This is a genomic window from Streptomyces sp. NBC_00012, from assembly GCF_045040875.1.
Taxonomy (GTDB): Bacteria; Actinomycetota; Actinomycetes; order Streptomycetales; family Streptomycetaceae; genus Streptomyces.
Map to the genome: position 1 here is coordinate 7,572,544 of NZ_CP108309.1, position 18,141 is coordinate 7,590,684.

Genomic DNA, 18,141 nt, shown 5'->3' on the forward strand with positions numbered 1-18,141 from the left:
TGCGGACATCATGACAGTGCAGGACAGCGGGAAGGTCGCGCTCATCACGGGCGGGAGCCGGGGCATCGGCTACGGCATCGCCGAGGCGCTGGTGGCCCGCGGCGACCGGGTGTGCATCACCGGACGCGGCGAGGACGCCCTCAAGGCGGCCGTCGAGCGGCTGGGGGCCGACCGGGCGATCGCCGTGGCGGGCAAGGCGCACGACGAGGAGCACCGGGTGGTGGCCGTCGAGCGCACCATGGAGGCGTTCGGCCGGGTCGACTTCCTGATCAACAACGCCGGTACGAATCCGGTCTTCGGGCCGATCGCGGAGCTCGACCTCAATGTCGCCCGCAAGGTCTTCGAGACCAACGTGATCTCGGCGCTCGGCTTCGCGCAGCAGACCTGGAAGGCCTGGCAGAAGGAGAACGGCGGGGCGATCGTCAACATCGCCTCGGTCGCCGGGCTCTCCGCCTCGCCCTTCATCGGTGCGTACGGCATCAGCAAGGCGGCGATGGTCAACCTGACCATTCAGCTGGCGCACGAGTTCGCGCCCGTCGTCCGGGTCAACACGATCGCACCCGCGGTCGTGAAGACCAAGTTCGCCCAGGCGCTGTACGAGGGCCGTGAGGAGGAGGCTGCGGCCGCCTACCCGCTCGGCCGGCTGGGACTGCCCGAAGACATCGGCGGTGCCGCCGCGTTCCTCACCTCCAGCCAGTCCGACTGGATCACGGGGCAGACCCTGGTGGTCGACGGTGGAATTTTCCTGAATGCGGGCGTGGGCTGAGAACGGCCTGAGCGGATTTGGCCCTGATTGACTCAAGTGCCCTGTCGGGCCTGTGGATTGACCCGACGGGGCACTGCGGTATGGTCTGCCGACCCATGGCTGATCGAGGAGCGTTCACGTGTTCTACCGGGCCAGTCTGCAGGCCGCTGCAGCCCTTGCTTCCCTTTCTCTGCTGGCCGGCTGCGGACTTCTTTCCGACAGCGGTTCGAAAGTCGAGCAGAAGATAATCGTCGGTACGACCAGTGAGCCCTCCACCCTCGATCCGGCGGCGGCGTGGGACAACTCCTGGGAGCTGATGCGGAATGTCTTCCAGACCCTGGTGAGTTTCCCCACCGGCAGTACGAGCCCCGAGCCCGATGCCGCGGAATGGTGCAAGTTCACCGACACCACCAGCACCTCCTACCGGTGCAAGCTCCGCCCGGGCCTGAAATTCTCCAACGGGGACAAGCTCGACGCCGAGGCGGTGAAGTACTCCATCGACCGGATCTCGGAGATCAGGGTCAAGGGTGGTCCGGTCGGCATGCTCGGCTCGCTCGACCGGGTCGAGACCAAGGGCGAGGACATCGTCGTCTTCCACCTCACCAAGCCGGACGCCACATTTCCCTTCATACTCGCCACGCCCGCGATGTCGCTGGTGGCTCCCAGTGACTATTCGAAGCACAAGATACGCGGCGACGGAAAGATCACCGGATCCGGTCCGTACCTCCTTGATTCGTACAAGCCGGGAAACCGGGCAGAACTGGTGAAGAACCCTGACTACAAGGGATTTGCCAACCGCAAGAACGACGCCGTGACCATTCGGTACTTCAAGGAGTCCGCCCCCGTGGTGGCGGCGCTGCGGAAGAACCAGATCGACGCGATCTACCGCGGTCTCACCGCCGAGGACGTCGTCAGCCTGGAGGGGAGCCAGGGCAAGGACAGCAACCTGCAGATCGTCGAGACGGTCGGCGCGGACATCCGCTTCCTGGTCTTCAGCCCCAAGGACCCGGCGGCGGGAAACGTGGCCGTACGGCGGGCCATCGCCCAGCTCGTGAACCGTGACGCTCTGGTGGCCAAGGTCTACCAGGGCACGGCCGAGCCGCTGTACTCCATGGTCCCCAAGGGCATCGCCGGACACACCACCAGCTTCTTCGACGCGTACGGGGACCCGGACCAGGGCAAGGCGAAGCGGATCCTGACGAAGGCGGGCATCACCAAGCCCGTCGACCTGACGCTCTGGTTCACCACTGACCGGTACGGCTCCTCCACCGCTCCCGAGTTCGACGAGCTGAAGCGGCAGCTGGAGAGCTCCGGGCTGTTCAGGATCACGCTGAAGAGCAAGCCCTGGAAGGAGTTCCAGGAAGGCTTCAACAAGGGCCAGTACCCCGTCTTCGGTCGCGGCTGGTTCCCGGACTTCCCGGACCCGGACAACTTCATCGCCCCGTTCCTCGGCAAGGAAAGCATCACGGGGATGCCGTACACGAAGGACGAGATCACCAAGGAGCTGCTGCCGCAGACCCGCAAGGAGAGCGATCGGGGCGCGGTCAGCAAGCAGTTCGAGCGGGCGCAGAAGATCCTGGTCGACGACGTGCGGATGCTGCCGCTGTGGCAGGGCAAGCTGTACGTCGCGTCCGGCGAGGACATCGGCGGCGGCGAGCGCGCCCTGGACCCGCAGACGGTCATGCAGCTGTGGGAGTTCTACCGCAAGGCCAGCTGGTAGGCCGGAGCCGGACCGGCAGGGCGCGTTGTCAGTGGCCCCCGGTAGGTTCTCGGTTGAAAAGCTGATTGCTTACCGGAGGTTGTTGAAGTGACCGACACCGACCTGCTGCCCGAGTCCTGGCGCGGCGTCCTCGGCGAAGAGCTGCAGAAGCCGTACTTCAAGGAGCTCACCGAGTTCGTCGAGGAGGAGCGGGCCAAGGGACCGGTCTACCCGCCGCGCGACCAGGTGTTCGCCGCGCTGGAGGCCACGCCCTACGACAAGGTGAAGGTCCTCGTCCTCGGCCAGGACCCGTACCACGGGGAGGGACAGGGGCACGGGCTGTGCTTCTCCGTGCGGCCGGGTGTGAAGACGCCGCCGTCCCTGCGGAACATCTACAAGGAGATGAAGGAGGAGCTCGGCCTGCCGGTCCCGGACAACGGGTACCTGATGCCGTGGGCCGAGCAGGGCGTGCTCCTGCTCAATGCCGTGCTGACGGTCCGCTCGGGCGAGGCCAACTCGCACAAGGGCAAGGGCTGGGAGAAGTTCACCGACGCCGTGATCCGCGCGGTCGCGTCGCGGCCCGACCCGGCGGTCTTCGTGCTCTGGGGCAACTACGCGCAGAAGAAGCTCCCGCTGATCGACGAGGAGCGCCATGTGGTGGTGAAGGGGGCGCACCCCTCGCCGCTCTCGGCCAAGAAGTTCTTCGGCTCCAGCCCGTTCCGGCAGATCAACGCGGCGGTGGCCGCACAGGGGCACGAGGCCATCGACTGGCGCATCCCCGACCTGGGCTGACGGGCGGTTTCGCCCCGGCCGGCGGCGGGCGTCCGGGGCGACCGGCCGGGGACGCCAGCCCGAGCCTCAGCGGGATTCACCGCCGCTGCCGCTAGCGTCGCATGCGAAACGTGGGACGAGCACGCAGGGAGGTCGCAGTGACGGAGCAGCGGGAGGCGTCCAAGGACGCGGTCATGACCAGGATCGGCCAGGCGATCATGCTGCTGCACGGCGGCGACCGGGAGGAGGCCCGAAATCGTTTCGGTGACCTCTGGTCGGAGATCGGCGAGGACGGTGACGCCCTGCACCGGTGCACCCTCGCCCACTACATGGCCGACGCCCAGGACGACCCCGGTGACGAACTGGCCTGGGACCTGCGGGCGTTGACCGCCGCCGGTGCGCTGACCGACGAGCGTGCGGCGCAGCACCCCGACGCGCCGGCGGTGCGGGCGTTCTGTCCCTCGCTCCATCTCAATCTCGCGGCGGACTACCTTAAGCTCCGGCGCCCCGATGCGGCGCGGATCCATCTGGACCGGGCGCGCGCCGCTTGCGGGGTGCTCGCGGACGACGGGGCGGACGACGGGTACGGGGGAGGGGTGCGCGCGGCGATCGCGCGGCTGGAGCTGCGGCTGCGCGAGCTGTGAGGGTGGCCCGTCCACGGCGGACGGGCCACCGCTTGCTTCCCCCGTCCGGACTCAGTGGCCGTAGGTGTCGTCGCAGATCCGGGACTGCGGGCTGCCCGCCGGCCAGCGCCCGTACCCCCGCCCCAGTGCGCAGACATCCGTTCCGGCGACCGGGGCGGGCAGGGCCGGGCCGGGTACGCCCGCGGCGGGCGGGACACCGTGCGGCCGGGGCCTCGTGGCGGCGGGGCGCCGCTGCTGCCGCGGTGCGCGGGGCGCGGGGCGGCGGGTGTCCGGCGGCTCGACGTGAGCGGGGCGGGGTGCGGAGGCGGACGGCCGGGGGCTCGGCACGGCCTCCAGGGAGTCGTGGACCGGAGGCAGCACGATCTGTGGCGCCAGGTCCTGGGCGGGCCCACTGGCCCGGGGCCGGGGCGGAACGTCGGGTTGCGGCTGCACGGACACACAGCCGGAGAGTGCCGTGACGGCGACGCCCATCAGGAGGCTCACGGTGATTCTGGTTCGTTGCACCTGGTCAACTCTGCTGTGCGGACGGGGCTCCGGGGGAGCCGGGAAGCCGGGATTGGCCCGCAAGAGTGACACCGGCCGGTGAGTGCGGCGCCATGGTGACGCCGCTCGGCGTGATGCCCGCAGGTCAGTGGAGCGCCCAATCCGGTCCCAGCATGCCGCCGAGCAGTTCGGTGAAGCCGGTGCGCAGCTCTTCCTCGCTCGGTACGGAGCGGCTGAACGACCCCGCGGCGCACGAGAACATCAGTCCCTCGCACCAGGCCACCAGTGAGAGCGTGTGCCGTTCGGGCTCGGCCGATCCGGCGGCCGTCATCAGCGCCATCAGCGGTTCGCGGAACTGCCGGCCCGTCGCGTCGAAGAACTCCCGCAGTTCTGGGCGGCGGGTCGCCTCCAGGGCCAGTTCGTAGCGGCAGACGAGCAGTTCGGGATGGCGGGTGAGATAGCGGTGCAGCGCCAGCGCGAGACCGGCGACCAGTCCCTCCGCCCCGGCGGCCGGAGCCGGCAGTTCGGCGGGGGCGAGCACCCGGGCCTCGCGTTCCGCCAGCCGTCGCACCGTCGCCTCCAGCAGGGACTGCCGGGTCCGCGCGTAGTTGGACGTCGAGCCCTGGGGGAGCCCGGCCCGCTCGTCCACCGCGCGGTGGGTCAGCCCGCGCATCCCGCGTTCGGCGAGGAGTACGAGGGCGGTGTCGGCGATGAGTTCGGCGCGGGAGCTGCCGGTCGTGCGTGTGGCCATGGGGCCAATCTACCGCCGGAACTACATCCGTAGTACGGTGAATCTGTCACTACGGATGTAGTTCCGTCGGTCCGGGATTCCGGAGCGGCCGGGATTCGTGGATTGCTGGAGGAGCCATGGACAAGCCTCATGCCGTCGTCATCGGCAGCGGAATCGGCGGCCTCACCGCGGCGGTGGCCCTGCACGGCAGCGGCTGGCGGGTCACCGTTCTGGAGCGCGCGGCCTCCCTGGAACCCGTCGGGGCCGGTATCTCCCTCGCCCCCAACTCCCAGCGGGCCCTGGACGTCATCGGCATGGGCGACGAGATCAGGGCCCTCGACGCCTGGCAGGGCGAAGGGGGCATGCGGGTCCCGGGAGGTCGCTGGCTCTCCCGTACGGACAGCGCCGCGGCGACCGAGCGGTTCGGCGGCTCGATCGTCCTGCTGCACCGGGCCACCCTCGTCGACCGCCTCGTGGCCCGGCTGCCCGACGGCACCGTCCGGACCGGCACCGCGGCGGAACTGCTGGACCCGGGAACGGTGGACGGCGCGCCCGCCGTGGTCGGGACGGCGGCCGGGAGCATCGAGGCCGACCTGGTCATCGGCGCCGACGGCATCAACTCGGCCGTCCGGCGCGCACTCTTCCCGGACCACCCCGGACCCTCGTACGCCGGATTCACCACCTGGCGCATCGTCGTTCCCGCGCCCGAGCGGCCCTTCGCCCCGCACGAGACCTGGGGGCGCGGCAGCCTCTGGGGCACCCAGCCGCTCAAGGACGGCCGGGTCTACGCCTATGCGGCCGCCGTGGCCCCGGCCGCTACCCACGCCGCCGATGGTGAGAAGGCGGAGCTGATGCGCCGCTTCGGCGGCTGGCACGACCCGATCCCGGCGATCATCGCCGCCGCCGATCCCGGCCAGGTGCTCCGCAACGACGTCCACCACCTGATCGATACCCTGCCGTCCTTCCACCGGGGGCGCACCGTCCTCGTGGGCGACTGCGCGCACGCGATGACACCCAGCCTCGGCCAGGGAGGCAACCAGGCCATCGAGGACGCGATCGTGCTCGCCCACCATCTGACGCCGGGCGGCGACCTCGGCGCGGGAACGGCGGCGTACACCGCCGACCGGTTGCCCCGTACATCGGCCGTCGTCCGCAAGGCCGCGCGGACCGCGCGGCTGATGCGGCTGACCAGCGCTCCGGCCGTCGCGACGCGTGACGCGCTGCTCTTTGCCGTCTCACGCATCGGGCCCGCCCTCGTCCTGCGCACCTTCGACGGGATAGCCGACTGGCGGCCGCCGCGGCACACGTATGCTGCCCCTCGCGAGGCGGACACCGCGACGGTGGACGCCGAACAGTGAGAGGGAGACCCCTGTGAAGGTCGGTTGCATCGGGCTCGGCGACATCGCGCAGAAGGCGTATCTGCCGGTTCTGACCGCACTGCCCGGCGTCGAACTGCATCTGCAGACCCGTACGCCCGCCACCCTGGCCGTGGTTGCCGAGGCCCACCGCATCCCGGCCGGGCAGTGCCACACCGATCTCGAATCGCTGATCGCCCAGGGGCTGGACGCCGCGTTCGTCCATGCCCCGACGGACGTGCATCCAGAGATCGTGGCCCGGCTGCTGGAGGCCGGCGTCGCCACCTACGTCGACAAGCCGCTGGCCTACGAACTCGCTGTTTCCCAGCGGCTGGTGAGCCTCGCCGAGGAGCACGGAACGAGCCTCGCCGTCGGCTTCAACCGTCGGGTCGCGCCCGGCTACGCGCAGTGCGCCGAGCACCCGCGCGAGCTGATCCTCATGCAGAAGAACCGGGTGGGCATGCCGGAGGACCCGCGGACCATGGTCCTCGACGACTTCATCCATGTCGTCGACACCCTCCGCTTCCTGGCGCCGGGGCCGGTCGAGCACACCACCGTGCAGGCCAGGATCCGCGAGGGCCTGATGCACCATGTGGTGCTGCAGCTGTCCGGTGACGGATTCACCGCCATCGGCACGATGAACCGACTCAGCGGCTCGACCGAGGAACGGCTGGAGGTCTCCGGCCAGGACACCAAGCGCGAGGTCGTCAACCTCGCCGAGGTGATCGACCACAAGGGACAGCCGAGCGTGCGGCGGCGCGGCGACTGGGTGCCGGTGGCCCGTCAGCGCGGCATCGAGCAGAGCGTGCTGTCGTTCCTGGACGCGGTCCGCGCCGGCGAGGTGCTGAGTGCCGAGGACGCCCTGCGGACCCACGAACTCTGCGAGCGCATCCTGCGCGACCTGGACTGCGCCTGAGGTCGGTCCACCCGACCCTCGGGGTGCTCGTTCGACGGCGAGGTACTCGACAGGTCTCGTGAGGGTTGACCGGCCAGACATCTCATGCTGGCACAAGTCAACTTTGCTGGTCAGGGCATGAGCCCGATGGGCAAGGCATGCCCCGCTCAGGGCGCAGACCGTGCGTCTTCGCAGGCAGTGGTAGAGGCAGCCCGGAGCCTATTGGGCTCGGCTCGTATGGCTGCGATGCGTTGGGCATCGACGTCCTGTCCGGGCGGGCCCCGGACCGCTGCCCGGGAGCGTACAGTTCCTGCCCGCCTCCGACGGCACGCCGCTGTGGGTGTCCGATGCCGGGCCTGGCTTCGCCCCGGACATCACTGCAGCCCGGCTGCACGCGCTCCCGGCCTTGTACAAGGCAGCAGCCGACGGCCTGCCCACCCTGGCCGACAAGGGCTACACCGCCCGCCGAACCCGAACAACGCTGGCGCAGCCTGCAGTACGTCACCCTCAGCCCGAACCGGATCGACGATATCGCCCGCTCCGCCCTCGTCCTCAACGGAATCTGGAAATGATCAACGCTGAGAAAACCTCACTGCTCAGGAACTGATGCGGATCGCAGGGACGCGCTGGGTGCTCGAAGAATGTTCAACCGGTTGGCGGCTGAAGTCTCACCTCCCCGAGTCTCGCTTCCCCGCCTGGACCGGCCTTGCCCTGGTTACGCCTCAGGAACGCACGGACCCCTACGAGGGCGCAGTACAGGGTCAGCACCGCCGCCGCCCCCTGCACCGGCCAGTCGCCCAGCCGCACATAGAGCGTGGTGCCCGTCGCCAGCGGTACGTCGTACACGGCGGTCCCACTCGTGTCCGTACCGAGCGGAGCCCCGACCCGCTCTCCCCGCGGTCCGTAAGCCGTGCTGACACCGGTGAGTGTGGCGTGCACCATCGGGCGGCCGTTCTCGGCGGCCCGCAGTGCCCCGAGCGAGGCATGCTGCTCGGGTGCCCAGCTGTGCTGGAACGTGGAGGTGGACGACTGGGCGATCAGCACCTGCGTACCGTCCCGGGTGAGCCGGCGGCTCATGTCGGGGAACGCGGACTCGAAGCAGACCAGCGGTCCGATGCGCAGCCCGTGCCCACCGTCGGCCCCGGGCAGCGACATGACCACCTGCCGGGTGCCCCGCAACCGGTCCTCGCCCGCCGCCCGGCCCAGGGACACGACCCATCCGAGCACCGACCGGGCCGGGATGTACTCCCCGAACGGCACCAGCCGCATCTTGTCGTAGCGCTCCCCGGTCAGCCCGTCCGGACCCACCAGCACCGCCGACTTGAAGATCCCCGTCCGGCCCGACCGGTCGGTCTGCCGGGCGTCCATATTGACCAGCACATCCGCGCCCACCCGGCGCGAGAGGGCGGCGATCCGGGCGGTGATGTCCGGGTGCCGGTCGAGATCCACCCCCACACTGCTCTCGCCCCACACCACCAGGTCGAGATCGCGCCCGGCCAGGGAGCCGGTCAGCCGCTCACTGAGGGCGAGCCGGCGCTCGACGCCGTGCACTCCGGTGACCACACCCGGCTGTACGACGGCGATCCTGGCCACTCCCGACTCCTCGGGCTGCGGCGCCCACCTCGCCATCGCCCCCACGGCCAGACCGCACACCATGATGCCCACCACGGCCACCGTACGGGCGGCCGCGGTCACGAAGAGCAGGGCGACAGCCGTGTTCACCGCCACCACCACGAGGCTCACCAGCCACACTCCGCCCACCGAAGCCACCCGGAGCGCGGGAGCCACCTGCCACTGGCTGGCGCCGAGCAGCCCCCAGGGACCGCCGAGCGCCTGCCAGGAACGGGCCAGTTCGATCATCAGCCAGCCGCAGGGCACCACGACGACCGCGGCCGCGGCGGCACCGGCGGACACCGGCCCGCGCAGCATCCGGAAGACCAGCAGCCCCCACGGGGCCCAGAGCAGACCGAGCAGGGCCGCCAGGATCAGGATGAAGACATGGAGGCTGGGCATCAGCCAGTGATGCACCGCCAGCATGTAGCCGGCGCCGCCGAGCCAGCCGTCCAATGCCGCCCGCCGTCCCGTGCCGGCGGTTCGGATCAGGAGCAGCCACGGAACCAGGCAGATCCAGGCGAGCCACCACAGGGAAGGGGCGGGGAACGCGAGCGCGGGCAGCGCGCCCGCGAGCACCGCCAGGCAGCCGCGCCACCGGCCGGACCGCAGCATCCGCGACCACTGTCCGCTCCGACCGGCCGGAATCCGCATACCGCGCCTCCTCGTCCCGCCTGATGAGCAGTCTGCCCCTTTGCCCCCCGCTCCGCAGTTCTTCCCCGGCGCGGGAAAGCGGAAGCAGCGGTGGTCCGGCTCAGCCCACGGGGGAGGGGCCTGCCGGGCCGCGCCACTTCTCGTGGACGGTCACGGTACGGATCCGCCAGCCGCCGTCCGTACGCGACAGCGAGAACGCGTACCGCCCGCCGGAGACGAAGTTCGGCGCGGTGGCCGGTACCTCCGAACCGCTCGTTCCATCCGGGGCCGTCTCCAGCCGCATCGGGTTCAAGTAGTCGGCCCACACCTCGGCGAGGTCGCCCGGGTAGCCGCCGAGGTCCTGGAACTCGATCCGGCGGTTGACGACCAGATGCTGGCGTACGGGGAAGAGCCGCATGGTCCGCGCCAGCCACTCGGCGACCTCGTGCACCGGCCCCTCGACACCACCGGCACCGCGGTAGTCAGCACGGCCGTCCGCCGTGAACAGGGCCCGGTAGTCCGCCCATTCGCCGTCGTCCACCGCCACCGCGTAGCCGGTGATCACTGCATCGATGGCCAGCCGGTCCATCACGGTCGCGAGGTCCACGCGCTGTGTCATCGGGTCAGTGTCCGCCCACCGGCGTGCGAGGCCAAGAGGCGTGCACGCACGGCGGGCGGCGCGGCGGTCAGCAGGGCACCACGGCAACCGGGCCGAGCGCGTGGGTGAGCGTGGTCTGCGCGACGGGGGAGAGCCCCAGCCCGAGGGACTCGCCGCCCCGGCGCCGCCCGATCACGGTCAGCGCCGCGGTCGCCGAGGCCGTGACCAGGGTGCGTGAGGCGGAGCCGCCGACCGGTTCCCTGACGACCTCGACCTGCGGGTACTTCTCCAGCCAGCCGGCGGCGAGTTCCGCGAGGGTGCGTTCGGCGGAGTCCGCCACCGCGTCCCGGTCGAATACGGGGCCACCGGAGAGCATCGAGGAGAACATCGTCCAACCGTGCACGATCCGCAGCCGCGCACCGGGCCGGGAGGCGGCGGTTTCGAAGGCGAACTCCAGAACCCCTTCGCTGCTCTCGTCGGCGGCGACTCCGGCGACGATGTCGGAATGTGTCTCCTCCGTCACCGCGTCCTCGTCCGACGGCCCGCTGTGGACCACGACCACGGGGCACGCGGCCATCGATGCGACGGCCAGGCTGTTGGAGCCGAGCAGCAGGGACCGGAAGCCGCCCAGGCCGCGTGAACCGACCACCACCAGCGAGGCGTTCCGGCTGAGCGAAGTGAGCGCCGCCGAAGGGAAGTCCAGCGGTGTCAGCGTGGCCGGCTGCAGCTCCGGAGCGAGTTGGGCGACCCGTCGGACGGACCGGTCGAGCAGCTCCTGCGCCTCGCGCCGCAGCGTCTCCTGCTCGACGCGCCGGTCGGGCGTACGGGCGTGCACGATCGTCAGCCCGAGTCCGCGTCGTACGGCTTCGCGGGCGGCCCAGTCGAGTGCCTCGCGGCTGTGCGACGAGCCGTCGACCGCGGCGATCACGGGACGGTCGGTGCTGGTCATGGTTGCCTCCAGGTTCTGGCGGTGGGTGTCCCAGGCTTGTACGCGCGGACAGCGCGCGGCAGGGGCTTTCGACCCTATCTGCCCGGAAGTTTCGGGACACACCGCCACCCGCGTCGGGCTGTGACATGTCCTGGGGCAACAGGCGGGCCCAGCCGCCTCGGTCCTCGACCTCCGACGGGGCGCGGCGGATCCCGGCCCGGACCCCGCGAGCTCGGGGGCGTTCATGGCCGGCCTGTGGGACGCGTACCTCGGCAGTCCCGACGGGTACTCGCACGAGACCGGCAGGTCCGTGGAGATTCCCGCCCCGGTGATTGTCAGTGGCGGGTGCGATCCTGCCCCCATGGACGAGCTGATGCGGCAGCGGCGCGTGTACGGCGCCGACCATGACGATCCCGACCCGGGGCCCCGGCAGGGGCACACCTATCGGGAGTTGGTGGGCGGCCCGCTCGACGGCCTGCTGCTCGACGTGACGGGCTGGACGGACCGGGCGCTGCGTGAGGGAGCGGCGCTGAACACGGAGATCGGGCGATTCGGACCGGGCGGCAGGGCGGAGTACGGGCCGCGCGACGGCGATCCCGACCACTGGGACTGGCGGGGCGACACACCCTGACCGCCCCGCGGCGTGGGCATACGGCCGGGCCTTGTCGGCGGCCCGGGGCACCGGTGCCCGGCGAAGGCGGTTCAGCGGAGTCGTCCGCTGAACCGCCACGGGACGGCTCAGCCCGCGGACTCACCCGCGTGCGGGCTCAGCACGCCCGCGGCCACCAGCACGAACAGCAGCACACCGAGCAGCACCCGGTAGATGACGAACGGCATGAAGCAACATCGTGCTCCCCCGGTTCCTGGCTGAGCTGCACCAGGCGCTCCTCGCGACACACGATCCTGGTACACCCGCGCCTCGTGGCAACTCCCCGTGAACGTGGACCCGGACACGATCCGTATCGCGGCGTCCGTCCTCAACGCCGACAACGGCGTGATTCAGTGGCGCCTCAACGATGGAGCTTGGCAGCCCGTCAGCGGCGGCGGATTCACCCCGCCGGCCTGGGCGTTCCCGCCGAGTGCCGTCCCAGGTGGCAGGGCGGGGCAGAACGAGATCGTCGTGCAGCTCTTGGAGACGGCACCGCCCACCACGTGCCCCAACCCGAACCAGGCCGGGATGCTGCTCCACGTCGCCGCGACGTACGACTATGAGCCGCGTGTGTGGACGCAGGTCATCGAGGACCAGCACGTCTACTACCTGGACGAGACCGGTACCCGGCAGGACGCCATCCCGGACGGGCAGCGCATCGTCCCGTGCGGTGGAGGGGCTGGTGGGGAGTGCTGCCCGCAGCCCGAGTGCCGGAACGCCTCCACGCTCCTGCTGTGCGACGCGCCGACAGACGGTGAGTCCGAGGCCACGGTCACGGACACCGTGCCCGGCCCGTTCTACCCGTATCCGACCGGCCTGCCCATGGCGGGTGCACAGGCACTGTGGGACGGCGGCACCCTCACCCTCCCGCCAGGCACCGGACCGCAGCCCGGCACCGTGCGCACCTTCGCCGCGACGGTCCAGGCCCCGCGCCCGGCGTGCGACACCGGGACGGCTCACGTGGCCGTGTTGGTCGACGCCGAACAGCTCGGCCCGGACACCGGATGCGCCATCACCGGCGCGGTGCGCCTCTTCAACGGCACGACGCCGGTCGCTACCGTCCTCCCGCCCAAGGACGCCGAGGTCGGCTGGGCGGGCACCCTCACGGTGGAGGCGGATGTCCCGGCCGCCGACCTGGCCGCCGGGAACATTGCCTTCTTCGTGGCGCTCGACACCTACGATGACTCCCCGCAGGCATGCCCCGGCAGCCCGCGCGAAACGTCCTGGGAGCTGTCCGGGGTCACCGCGTCCGTCGCCTACGAACAGACCGGCTGCGCGACGCAGTTCTTCCGTACCGTCACGGTGGACTGTGAGACGGGTGCCGTCCTCACCGTCACGGACACCACTCTCGACGGCGACCCGTACACGGTCACCGTAGAGGCCGGCGAGTGCACGACCGCCGGCGGCGACTGCTGCCCGACGGAGGAGTGCCGCGATACCAGCACGGTGCTGCTGTGCGACCTGGACCCGGAATGCCAGGCCGGCATCGAGCCGACCGCGACGGATGAGCCGAACCCGGCCAGCTTCAACAACTGGGCGCCGGGGGCGCCGGTGTCGGGGTGGTGCCTCCTCGACACCACCGGCCAGGGCGCCCCGGTATGGACCGGCGGGGCCGCCGTCATCGGCCCTGACCCTGCCTGCCCGGCCAGCAGCACGGGCGACACGCATAGGGCGATCGGTGTCCACCTCGCCGCAGGGTCGCCCACCCTCACGGGCACCCTCAGCGTCACGGTGTCGCTGAGGGCCACGAACAACGGGCCGAACAGTGGTTGGCAGGGCGACGGCCGATTTGCCCTGTGGGACGCGTCGGCGGCGTCCCGGCTCACGCACGTCGACGTCCCAGTGAGCGCACCGGTCGGCTCCTCGCACACACTGACGCTCACCGCCGACGTCCCGGCGGCGGCGCTCGCGACGGGTGACATCGTCGCGATCCTGGACCTGGAGACGTACCACCGCGCCGGGCCCAAGGTAGGGACAGTCGACGAGTTCTCGTGGTCGGCCGAGGTCCCGCCGGTCGAGTGCGAGGCGCAGTTCCTGCGCACGTTCGTCAAGGACTGCGCGACCGGGGCCACCGTGTCGGTCGTCGACACGACGCTGGACGGCGAGCCGTACGAGGTGACGGGCGACGTCGGCGAGTGCACCTCTTCCGCGGACTCGTGCCCGGTCCACGTGATCGAGCAGTGCCGGTGCGATGACGCCGACGGTGACGGGGTCGGTGAGGTCGACTACGTCGAGCTGGTAGGCGTCGACACATGCACCGGCGACCTCACGGTGATCGGCACGTACACCGAGGACACGTCGGCGCCGTATACCCCGGTCTCTCCGGTCGAGTGCGAGCCGGGAGGCGCACCGACGGCATCCGGCGTGCAGGCCCACCGCGTCGACCTCGACCCGGGGGAGACGTGGGACGCGACGGCGTGGCCGACGCTCCGGTCCGTTACGGCCGTTGCCCGGGGCACGGGCACGGTGACGACGGCGGACGGCACGTCGAGCCTCGTCGCCTCAGAGTCCGTCACCTGGTCCGTGGCCCGGGATGCGGACGCTCTGCTGACCGGGCCGCTCACCGTCGCCGCGACCACGGGCACTGTTGCCGTGTCCTGGACGACGGGGGTGAACCTCTGATGGCCGGCACCTGGGGCACCGTCCACACGCACGCCATCGAGCCCGGAGGTAGCTGATGCGGTTGCGGGGGATGCGCGTACTGGTGATCCTGCCGGTCTACGGGCGGGCCCTTCCGACGGGCGCATTCGTCACCAGCCGCGAGTACGTCCAAGGGCTCGTGGCGGCCGGGCATCAGGTGCAGGTGGTGACCACGATCAAGGAGCCGGGCGAGCCGCGCACCGAGGACGGGGTGAGGGTGTGGCCGCTGCGGTACTGGCGGCGCGCCGTCCAGGCGTCACGGCCGGAGCTGCTGATCTCCCATCACGGCGACCGGAGGGCCGCCCGGATCGTGTCCCAGGCGGCGAGCATCCCGCACCTGCTGATGGTCCATGGCATGTCGCAGGAGAAGGACCTCGGGCGCCCCGGCTTGGTGTGGTCCCCTCTGAGGCGTGCCGTGACCACTACCCCGGCCACCACGGCCAGGCCATCGTGCTCCCGCCGCCCATCGATCCGGGCCGCTACCGGACCACCCCCGGCACCATGGTCACCCTGAACGGCAGCACGGTCGCGAAGGGCGCCGACGTCCTGGCCCAGGTCGCCGACCGGATGCTGGAGACCCGGTTCCTGATGGTGCGCGCGGCCGGCCACACCCCCGACGGGCCGCTCCCACCGAACGTGGTGGTCGCCGACCGTACCGACCCGCGGTATGTCTACGCGCAGACGCGGGTGCTGCTGATGCCGTCCACCACGGAGTCGTACGGCCGGGCCGGGGTGGAAGCCATGTTGTCCGGCATCCCGGTCCTCGCGGCCCCGCTGCCCGGTATCCGCGAAGCGCTCGGCACCGCGGCGACGTACATCCTCCGGGAGGACACCGACCGGTGGGTGGCCGAGCTGCACCGCCTGTCCGGTCCAGCGGCATACGGCGCTGCGTCAGCCGGGTCGCGTGCCCACGCCGAGGCCCTCGACTACGCCCAGAACATCAGGGAGTTCGAGGCTATGTGCCGCAGGTTGTGTTCGCCTACGGCGCTCACTCCTCGCGCCTGCCACTTCAGATGAGTGCCGCGAGAGTCCACTTGGTGCGATTCCTGAATTCGACCTGCTCGTCGCAGGAAACTGCGTTCGGCGATCACGCCTTCCCGGTATACCAGTTGCTGCACTGGTAGTCCTTGCGGCACAGTTTAATTTTCACCCGGTAGCCTTCAGGGATGTCGCCGGAGCCGTCAGGCGTTCCGAGTTCGTACCAGTCCTGTGTTCCGGTCACGAAGTGGTCGTTGTCCACGGCGACGCCGTTCTTCAGGACGATGACGTGAGCCTCTGCTTTGTCGTCATCGGTCTGCATGTCCATGAGGTGAAGTACCTCATCGTTGGCCCAAAAGGTGAGGAAGTAGCTTTTGACGTCGTTGTGGAAGAACTCGATTTGAACATCGTAGCCCCCCACGTCGTCATTCGCCTCGGAGATGGTTCCCTTGATTCTGTAGTAGGCATCCGAGCCTGCCTCGGCTGGTACTGAGGCGCCAAGCAGCAGCCCGAGGGTTGCGCCTGTGCAGGCAAGTCTGCGAACCCATTTTGTCTTCATGATGTGCCTCCTTGTTTCGTCTCTTCTTTTACTTGGGAGGGGTGATGGTGGCCACGTGAACTGCTTTGCTCTCGCGGAATTCCCTCTTGCCGTCTTTCGAAGGGCGGTTCATTCGCCCATTCCTTGGCGGTATTCAGAAAGTACCGAATGGATCTTGCGGCGTCTGTATGTTTCGGTGAGGGCCGAAACGACCTGGTCAGGTGGCCAGTGGCTGCTTGCAAGGGGTCCGCGTCCCTCCCGCATGGGGCCTGGCCCGGTGGTTGGCCTGCTGACGGTGCTGCGGTGTGACGCCAGCCTGCACCAGAACTTGCCGGATAGACTCGTTGTGATGCCGCTGGTTTTGGGCCGGGCCACCAACTGTTTGTTGGAGGCCACCCGTGAGCGACTACATGAGCCTGGGCGGCGTAGAGATCTACAACTCCGCCCGCTTGGAGGCATACCTGTCGAGTGTCGGGCCTGCGGCGTCGCGTACGGGCTGCGATGGCTTGCCCAGGCCCTCAGCGGGTGCACGGCGGACGGGTGCGGCGGTGACTGCCTCACCGTCTACAACTGCTGCCCGCCCGAGACCGAGAACCCGGACAGTTTCGCGGAGCGGCACCGCCGGACGCTGCGCCGCGTCGCCGTGGTCGACGGGCCGCGCGTCATCGACCGCAACCGCAACGGCAACGGCTGCACCGGCAGCGGGGCGTGCCAGTCCGGTGCGGACATCCGCACGGTGGAGTTCGTCCTCACGGCCGGTACGCCGTGGCTGTGGACCGACCCGGTGCCCGTGCTCGACGTCCCGGTCCCGACCGATGACGGGACCGAGTGCATCACCTGGTGCATCCACCGCGGCCCGGAAGGACCGCCGGACCCGGTATGCATCGAGCCGTCCGACACAACCTGTGCGACCCCGGGCGCGGTGACGGCCGAACTGATCGATGCGGCCTGTGAGGTGGCCTGGCCGGCGCTGGAGCCCGTACGTGACCCGTGTGACGCGACGTGCCGCCTGGCCGCGTGCCCGGACCCGAGGATCTGTGCGGTAACCCGTCCTGCAGGACGCCGACGCCGCCGGTTCTTCCGCCGCCGGAGACGTGTTTCCGGCACGCCCTGGCCGTCAACGCCGAGACGTACGAACTCGACCTGAGTAGCTGGCCGCGGTGGTTCGGTGCGGTGCCGATCATTGAGGTCAGTGCGGGGAGCAGTGACCTGCGGCGTGTCACGATCACCCTGTATGAGCGGACGGCGGAGCACGAGGGGCTGTCGTGCGACGGGGTGGTAGAGCTGGAGCGCTGCAACCCGCACAGCACGTACGAGATCGCTTTCGTGGCGGCGGGCGGTGTCATGACGCTGGACGGTCAGGTCGGCCGTGCGACCTTGGAGTGCCTGGGCCGGTGCGAGGGCACCACGGACGCGTACGGGCGTGACGGCGGCCCGCTCACCTTCCCGCTGCTGACGTGTGATCGGTACTGCGTCGAGGTGGCCGCTGACGCCGTTGTGCCCCCGGCTGACGACGCGACGGTGACGGCGTCCTTGAGCGGCCGGGAGTACTGACAGACACGAGCCTGCCAGGGGCATGGAAATGACTGGACCGGAGCCCACGAGCTGCGGTCCAGTCATATCAAAGACCGTTGCAGCGCCGAGTGATGTGACCAACGGCGCGAATTATCAAGGGCCCCTTTTCGTCTACCAGTCGCATTTCATGCTGCTGCCGCCGTTCGGTAGCTTGGCGTCCCAAATCCATCCCTCATAAACCTGATTGCTGTAGTAAGCCGTGAGGTGGGTCCAGGTGTTTCCGTAGCTGTTTTCAGTCCAGCAGTCATATACGAGCTTGTTACTTGAGCCGCCTATGGTGTATCCAGGAAGGCAGTCACCGTAGGGGCCTTGCTGGTGGAGCACCACGGCCTGAGTTGTGTACACGACCGTGCCGTCCTTGCCCTTCTGTCAAGACGCCGTCTGGCACCCTGCCGCGCCGGACGAGGCCGCGTGGGCCGGTGCTGCGGCCGCACCCACGAGAAGTGCGGTACTGAGAGCCGCGCTGGCGACGGCATGACGAACACGCATGTTGCCCCCTGAAGAGCGTTGGCTGCTGATGCGAACTAGCACTGAATTTCTAGCAAGCCTTGTAGGAACTGGGAATGGCACCTATCAGCCATCTGTCGCGAAGTTCTGGCCAGAAAACTTCGCCGCCGCATGAAATGCGCTTCGCGGCATGATGGTGCTGTCGATCTGAAACGGCATCGC

Annotated in this window: 18 protein-coding genes and 2 pseudogenes; 12 read left to right on the forward strand and 8 right to left on the reverse strand. The window is 69.8% G+C overall.

The window, feature by feature from the left end; all coding sequences use genetic code 11:
- Positions 1-10 precede the first annotated feature (10 nt).
- The 4 genes from OHA19_RS34305 to OHA19_RS34320 all read left to right on the forward strand — a co-directional run bounded on the left by OHA19_RS34305 (position 11) and on the right by OHA19_RS34320 (position 3,859).
- Positions 11-766: an SDR family oxidoreductase gene (locus tag OHA19_RS34305; RefSeq protein WP_405710228.1), complete on the forward strand. Its 756-nt coding sequence runs from the start codon at positions 11-13 to the stop codon at positions 764-766.
- 118 nt (positions 767-884) lie between these two features.
- Positions 885-2,465 carry an ABC transporter substrate-binding protein gene (locus OHA19_RS34310; protein WP_405710225.1) on the forward strand — a complete coding sequence of 527 codons (1,581 nt, stop codon included), beginning with the start codon at positions 885-887 and terminating at the stop codon, positions 2,463-2,465.
- 87 nt (positions 2,466-2,552) lie between these two features.
- Positions 2,553-3,236, forward strand: a complete 684-nt coding sequence (locus OHA19_RS34315; RefSeq protein ID WP_405710222.1) for a uracil-DNA glycosylase — start codon at positions 2,553-2,555, stop codon at positions 3,234-3,236.
- A gap of 137 nt (positions 3,237-3,373) precedes the next feature.
- Positions 3,374-3,859: a hypothetical protein gene (locus OHA19_RS34320; RefSeq protein ID WP_405710219.1), complete on the forward strand. Its 486-nt coding sequence runs from the start codon at positions 3,374-3,376 to the stop codon at positions 3,857-3,859.
- Between the two features lie 51 nt (positions 3,860-3,910).
- On the opposite strand, the gene OHA19_RS34325 is transcribed toward OHA19_RS34320, so the two are convergent.
- Positions 3,911-4,363, reverse strand: coding sequence for a hypothetical protein (locus OHA19_RS34325; RefSeq protein ID WP_405710216.1), 453 nt, complete (start codon positions 4,361-4,363; stop codon positions 3,911-3,913).
- 124 nt (positions 4,364-4,487) lie between these two features.
- The gene (locus OHA19_RS34330; RefSeq protein WP_405710213.1) at positions 4,488-5,093 is read right to left on the reverse strand and encodes a TetR/AcrR family transcriptional regulator; all 606 of its coding nucleotides are present in this window, start codon (positions 5,091-5,093) and stop codon (positions 4,488-4,490) included.
- Positions 5,094-5,209: 116 nt separating this feature from the next.
- On the opposite strand from OHA19_RS34330, the gene OHA19_RS34335 reads away from it, so the two are divergent.
- The 3 genes and pseudogenes from OHA19_RS34335 to OHA19_RS34345 form a co-directional block, all read left to right on the forward strand.
- Positions 5,210-6,430 (forward strand): FAD-dependent monooxygenase, encoded by a 1,221-nt coding sequence (locus OHA19_RS34335; RefSeq protein ID WP_405710210.1) that lies wholly within the window; start codon positions 5,210-5,212, stop codon positions 6,428-6,430.
- Between the two features lie 13 nt (positions 6,431-6,443).
- Positions 6,444-7,343, forward strand: a complete 900-nt coding sequence (locus tag OHA19_RS34340; RefSeq protein WP_405710207.1) for a Gfo/Idh/MocA family protein — start codon at positions 6,444-6,446, stop codon at positions 7,341-7,343.
- A 274-nt stretch (positions 7,344-7,617) separates the two neighbouring features.
- A pseudogene (locus OHA19_RS34345) lies at positions 7,618-7,782 on the forward strand (IS5/IS1182 family transposase); the annotation flags it as partial.
- Between the two features lie 185 nt (positions 7,783-7,967).
- On the opposite strand, the gene lnt reads toward OHA19_RS34345, so the two are convergent.
- The 3 genes from lnt to OHA19_RS34360 all read right to left on the reverse strand — a co-directional run bounded on the left by lnt (position 7,968) and on the right by OHA19_RS34360 (position 11,113).
- Complete coding sequence (gene lnt, locus OHA19_RS34350) at positions 7,968-9,548, reverse strand: apolipoprotein N-acyltransferase (RefSeq protein WP_405721253.1); 1,581 nt, start codon at positions 9,546-9,548, stop codon at positions 7,968-7,970.
- Between the two features lie 139 nt (positions 9,549-9,687).
- Positions 9,688-10,185: a nuclear transport factor 2 family protein gene (locus OHA19_RS34355; protein ID WP_405710204.1), complete on the reverse strand. Its 498-nt coding sequence runs from the start codon at positions 10,183-10,185 to the stop codon at positions 9,688-9,690.
- A gap of 67 nt (positions 10,186-10,252) precedes the next feature.
- Positions 10,253-11,113 (reverse strand): universal stress protein, encoded by an 861-nt coding sequence (locus tag OHA19_RS34360; protein ID WP_405710201.1) that lies wholly within the window; start codon positions 11,111-11,113, stop codon positions 10,253-10,255.
- A 340-nt stretch (positions 11,114-11,453) separates the two neighbouring features.
- Between OHA19_RS34360 and OHA19_RS34365 the strand changes: the two genes are divergently transcribed.
- Positions 11,454-11,723 carry a hypothetical protein gene (locus OHA19_RS34365; RefSeq protein WP_405710198.1) on the forward strand — a complete coding sequence of 90 codons (270 nt, stop codon included), beginning with the start codon at positions 11,454-11,456 and terminating at the stop codon, positions 11,721-11,723.
- 107 nt (positions 11,724-11,830) lie between these two features.
- Here the strand turns inward: OHA19_RS34365 and OHA19_RS34370 are convergent.
- A pseudogene (locus OHA19_RS34370) lies at positions 11,831-11,932 on the reverse strand (undecaprenyl-diphosphatase); the annotation flags it as partial.
- A 94-nt stretch (positions 11,933-12,026) separates the two neighbouring features.
- Here OHA19_RS34370 and OHA19_RS34375 point away from each other — a divergent pair.
- The 3 genes from OHA19_RS34375 to OHA19_RS34385 are packed head-to-tail and all read left to right on the forward strand — an operon-like array spanning position 12,027 to position 15,398.
- Positions 12,027-14,363, forward strand: a complete 2,337-nt coding sequence (locus OHA19_RS34375) for a hypothetical protein (RefSeq protein ID WP_405710195.1) — start codon at positions 12,027-12,029, stop codon at positions 14,361-14,363.
- A 55-nt stretch (positions 14,364-14,418) separates the two neighbouring features.
- The gene (locus tag OHA19_RS34380) at positions 14,419-14,895 is read left to right on the forward strand and encodes a glycosyltransferase (RefSeq protein WP_405710192.1); all 477 of its coding nucleotides are present in this window, start codon (positions 14,419-14,421) and stop codon (positions 14,893-14,895) included.
- Positions 14,883-15,398, forward strand: a complete 516-nt coding sequence (locus OHA19_RS34385) for a glycosyltransferase family 4 protein (protein WP_405710189.1) — start codon at positions 14,883-14,885, stop codon at positions 15,396-15,398. The genes OHA19_RS34380 and OHA19_RS34385 overlap by 13 nt, the downstream gene beginning before the upstream one ends.
- 70 nt (positions 15,399-15,468) lie before the next feature.
- On the opposite strand, the gene OHA19_RS34390 is transcribed toward OHA19_RS34385, so the two are convergent.
- Both OHA19_RS34390 and OHA19_RS34395 read right to left on the reverse strand, forming a co-directional pair.
- Positions 15,469-15,918: a hypothetical protein gene (locus tag OHA19_RS34390; protein WP_405710186.1), complete on the reverse strand. Its 450-nt coding sequence runs from the start codon at positions 15,916-15,918 to the stop codon at positions 15,469-15,471.
- A gap of 543 nt (positions 15,919-16,461) precedes the next feature.
- Positions 16,462-16,650: a hypothetical protein gene (locus OHA19_RS34395; RefSeq protein WP_405710184.1), complete on the reverse strand. Its 189-nt coding sequence runs from the start codon at positions 16,648-16,650 to the stop codon at positions 16,462-16,464.
- A gap of 264 nt (positions 16,651-16,914) precedes the next feature.
- Here OHA19_RS34395 and OHA19_RS34400 point away from each other — a divergent pair, with 264 nt between their 5' ends.
- Positions 16,915-17,451, forward strand: coding sequence for a hypothetical protein (locus tag OHA19_RS34400; RefSeq protein WP_405710181.1), 537 nt, complete (start codon positions 16,915-16,917; stop codon positions 17,449-17,451).
- Positions 17,452-18,141: the final 690 nt, after the last annotated feature.